Genomic DNA, 4,440 nt, shown 5'->3' on the forward strand with positions numbered 1-4,440 from the left:
TCAGATGTTATAGGAGAAGCACAAACAGGAACAGGAAAGACATTATCTTTCTTATTACCTATTTTTGAAAGAATTAATTTAAAAAATAAAAAGATTCAAGCACTTATACTTTCTCCAACTAGAGAGCTTGCTATTCAAATAACTGAAGAATGCACAAAGTTATCTAAAGGAAAAGATGTTAATGTTCTTTCTTTATATGGAGGAAAGGATATGGCAGGACAGTTAAAGAAATTGCAGAAGGATGTACATATAGTTGTAGCAACACCAGGAAGGCTTTTAGACCACATAGGAAAGAATAACATAAGTTTAAAAGGGTTAGAGGTTATGGTTCTTGATGAAGCTGACCAAATGCTATTTATGGGGTTTAGAAATGAAATAGATAAAATAATGGCAGAAGTACCTAAAAAGAAAAATCTTTTATGTTTTTCTGCAACTATGGACAGTAAAGTTAAGAAGCTTGCTTATAGATATATGAATGACCCAGTAGTTGTTTCTGTTACAAGTGAAGATAAAGTAACTTTAGATGAAATAAAACAAGAGGTTGTATTTACATCAGATAGATGGAAAAAAGATGCATTATGTTCTGCATTAAGAGAAGATAATCCTTTTATGGCTATTATTTTCTGTAGAACAAAAAGACGTGCAGATGAGCTTGAAGATTATATGAAAGCTCAAAAGTTTGACTGTGTGAAAATTCATAGTGATATACAACAATCTAAGAGAGAAAGAATAATGAAATCATTTAGAAATGCAGACATTCAATATCTTATAGCAACAGATGTAGCTTCAAGGGGAATAGACATAACAGGTGTTGATTATATCTATAATTATGATTGTCCTGAGACACCAGAAAGTTATATTCATAGAATAGGTAGAACAGGAAGACAAGGTGCTAAAGGATATACATGTATGTTTATAGCTGATAAAGATAAAGCTCATTTAAATGAAATAGAAGAAGAAATTAAAATGACTATTGAAGTTAGAGATTTAGAAATTATAAAAAATTATAAATAAAGTAATTCTAAATAATATTTTTAGGGTATACTTATTAATAAAAGAAATTTAATTCAGGTGGAGCTTTTAGCTTCATCTGAATTTTTAGCATTTAAAATAAAAGGAGTTGTTAGGTTATATGTATAATGATGAAATTGATTTTAAAATCTATGGGGATGATATGCAATTTGTAGAAATTGGTCTTGATAATGGAGAAGGAGTTATAGCAGAAGCTGGTGCTATGATGATGATGGATCAAAATATCCAAATGGAGACTATCTTTGGAGATGGAAGTAAAAAAAGTGGTGGAGGATTTTTTGGTATGCTTGGAGGAGCTGCTAAGAGAGCCATAAGTGGAGAAGGTCTTTTTATGACCTCATTTATTAATAATGGACCATTTAAAGAAAGTGTTTCTTTTGCTTCACCTTACCCTGGTAAGATAATTCCAATAGATTTAAGAATGTATAATGGAAAGATTATCTGTCAAAAGGATGCATTTTTATGTGCAGCCAAAGGTGTTAGTGTAGGAATTGACTTTAAAAGAAAACTTGGAGCAGGATTCTTTGGTGGAGAAGGATTTATACTTCAAAAATTAGAAGGTGATGGATTAGCATTTATTCATGCAGGAGGAACTATAGTTAAGAAAAGTCTTATGGCAGGGCAAACATTAAAGGTTGATACAGGATGTCTTGTTGCAATGTCTAGAGAGATTAACTATGACATTCAATATGTTGGCGGAATAAAGAATAGTTTATTTGGTGGAGAAGGTATATTCTTTGCGACAGTAACAGGTCCTGGTGATGTTTGGGTACAAAGTTTACCATTTAGTAGACTTGCATCTAAAGTCTTTGCAGCAGCACCACAAGCAGGTGGAAAAGATGTTGGAGAGGGAAGTATTTTAGGTGGGCTTGGAAATTTATTTCAAGATAGATAAGTGTTAGTGAAAAAAGTTGAAAATAATACCCCAGTAGAAAGGTTGAAAATTCTACTGGGGTCATTTTAGCTTAAATTTTATATAGTTTTATTAGTATCCTCTTCATCGGATGAGTCATTTTCTTTAGATAAATCTACAAAGTTTGAATCCTCATTTGATGAAGGCTCTTTTGTTAAATCCACAAATGAGTCTGACTCAGAATTAACAGTTTCATTTAAGTTATCTATAGCTTTCTGTGTTTCAGATGGAAAACCTTCTTTAATAAGAATTTTTTCAAAAAGAACTGAACCTGAAAGCATTATATAGTAACCTTTCCAGAACATTAATATTCCTAAAGTTAAAACTACTAATAAAATTAAAGGTATAAATGATAAATCTAAAACAAGTAATTTACCAAAGTTTTTAAATCCATATTTAATACCAACTTTAAAGGTAGTTGCAGTATCAAAATCCCTAGCTACTGAAACATAGTATATAAATGGAGCTATAACACCAAGTATTAATAGTAATATTAATAGAATAAATAATACAAATCCATAATGAGTTCCACCTAGCCAAGATAATAAAGTATCAAGGTTAGTTAGGGCAGTTTGAATACCAGAAATTAAGCCAATAATTACAGTAACTATAAGAAATGGAATCCATTTAGCACCATTAAATTCAAAATCAAATTTAGCAGAACCAGTTTTTATAGTTCTAGCAGTTTTAGCTGTTACATTATATATGAAAACTGACATAACAACAGCTTCTATAATGCTTAATAGAGAATTTTGAAAAATTGAATAAGGGTTAACTTCAAGCTTAGCAAAGGAAAGAAGCATACTAAGAATAATCACAGGAATTAGATATAGTATATTAAATATCATATTTCCTCTAACATCTTCACGAACACTCATCTTTTTAGCAATATCTTTTATTTCTCTTGTTTTCCAACCAGAAGTTTCTAAACCAAATTTAGTTACACTAGCACCACAGTTAGAGCAAATGGTTTGTCCCTCTTCTGTTTTTGCACCACAGTTTTTACAATAATTAAGATTATTGATAGAATCTGTAGGTTCAGTACATTTAGGGCACATTATGGCTTCATTAGATAATTCATTTCCACAATTTCTACAAAACATAAAAACACCTTCTTTTCATAAGTTTAATATATAATTTCAATATAAATAGAATGATAGCATAAATTTTACAAGGAAAATATATGAAAAAGGGTATTGTATGGATATATAACAGAATATTAACAGATGGAAAGATAAGTAAGACATTAAATTAAAATTAAATTCACTGAATTCATAGATTAGTGTAAAAAAGGCGAAAAATCGCCTTTTAATTTAAGCCATAGCTTTTGAGTAATCTCTTGATAAAAATAGAATTATTGCAGAAATTATAATTATTATATATCCAATAATGCTAATAAAGCTTGGTAGTTTTCCAAAGAAGAAAAAGCCTATTATAGCTGAAAATATAACATCTGAATATCTGAATAATGCAATTTCACGAGCAGGTGCATATTTGTAAGCTAGAATTAGTGTAAATTCAACTACAATATATAAAAGTCCTGCAAGGATTAAGTACATAGTTGTATGGAATGATAATGGCTTATAAAAGATTATCATAAAAGGAAGTAGGATTATTGATGAAATAAAGTTATAGAAAAATACTAATGTAACTGCATCACATTTATCTCCTAAATATCTCATTGTAGCACTATCTCCTCCATTCATAGCAGCACCTAAAATAGCAGCTAAAGAAGGAAGTAATAAAAACTTAGCACTTGTAGGATGAACCACAAAGATAGCACCTATAAATCCAACACAAATTAAAATAACTTGTATAAGTCTAATTCTTTCTTTAAGGAATATGTATGAGAAAATTATTACAAAGAATATGCTTAAATCTTGAAGCACTGTTGCATTTGGAAGTAAAAGATATTGAAGTGCATAAAGGTTTAAGGTTATTCCTATAATTCCAAAGACTGTTCTTAAAGAAAGTCCTAAAATATTCTGTTTGTTTCCAAAAAACTTTTCACGCTTTTTAAAACCATATTTTTTGGCTATGTATATAAATGCAAAAAGAGCTGCAATAGAATTTCTATAAACAGTTTTTTCAGCAACTGGAATATGTCCTGCAATTTTTAAGAATGCAGACATTAAAGAAAGTGAGAATGCAAATAAAAGCATTAGTAAAATTCCTTTTTTCTTGTTATTCATAAAAAACCTCCTAAATTTCTTATGCTTATAGTATCAAAAGAAAATTAAGATAAAGAAAATAAAAATATAAATTAACTTTCTATTTTCAAAATATTATTAAAGTTTGTGAAATTATTTGTATGTAGGAATAAAAAGGATTATTTTAAAGGAAACTATTACTAAGAGGTGATATATATGAAATTTACAAAAATTGATATTGATGACTGCTATTCTTATTTAATAGTTTCAAGTAAGAATAGCGGTATTTTAATAGACCCAAAGCTAGACTATTGCTCAGTTTACCTCAATATTATAAAAGAACAT

At 29.1% G+C, this 4,440-nt stretch carries 4 protein-coding genes; 2 read left to right on the plus strand and 2 right to left on the minus strand.

The features are described 5' to 3' along the window. Together ACRC28_RS09730 and ACRC28_RS09735 are read left to right on the plus strand one after the other, a co-directional pair. Positions 1–1,014, plus strand: a 1,014-nt coding sequence (locus ACRC28_RS09730) for a DEAD/DEAH box helicase (RefSeq protein ID WP_438543255.1), incomplete at its 5' end; no start/stop codon positions are given. Positions 1,015–1,132: 118 nt separating this feature from the next. Beyond that, the gene (locus ACRC28_RS09735) at positions 1,133–1,927 is read left to right on the plus strand and encodes a TIGR00266 family protein (RefSeq protein ID WP_438543256.1); all 795 of its coding nucleotides are present in this window, start codon (positions 1,133–1,135) and stop codon (positions 1,925–1,927) included. 77 nt (positions 1,928–2,004) lie between these two features. On the opposite strand, the gene ACRC28_RS09740 is transcribed toward ACRC28_RS09735, so the two are convergent. Together ACRC28_RS09740 and ACRC28_RS09745 are read right to left on the minus strand one after the other, a co-directional pair. Next, the gene (locus ACRC28_RS09740; RefSeq protein ID WP_438543257.1) at positions 2,005–3,048 is read right to left on the minus strand and encodes a zinc-ribbon domain-containing protein; all 1,044 of its coding nucleotides are present in this window, start codon (positions 3,046–3,048) and stop codon (positions 2,005–2,007) included. A gap of 210 nt (positions 3,049–3,258) precedes the next feature. Next, the gene (locus ACRC28_RS09745; protein ID WP_438543258.1) at positions 3,259–4,137 is read right to left on the minus strand and encodes a DMT family transporter; all 879 of its coding nucleotides are present in this window, start codon (positions 4,135–4,137) and stop codon (positions 3,259–3,261) included. Positions 4,138–4,440 lie beyond the last annotated feature (303 nt).

The sequence above is a fragment of the Clostridium sp. genome (assembly GCF_051650885.1).
In the GTDB taxonomy this organism is placed as follows: domain Bacteria; phylum Bacillota; class Clostridia; order Clostridiales; family Clostridiaceae; genus Clostridium.

Excerpts from the sequence above, each read along its gene's own strand:
- ACRC28_RS09740 (WP_438543257.1), bottom strand. The coding sequence starts at position 3,048 with ATGTTTTGTAGAAATTGTGGAAATGAATTATCTAATGAAGCCATAATG.
- ACRC28_RS09735 (WP_438543256.1), top strand. The coding sequence starts at position 1,133 with ATGTATAATGATGAAATTGATTTTAAAATCTATGGGGATGATATGCAA.
- ACRC28_RS09745 (WP_438543258.1), bottom strand. The coding sequence starts at position 4,137 with ATGAATAACAAGAAAAAAGGAATTTTACTAATGCTTTTATTTGCATTC.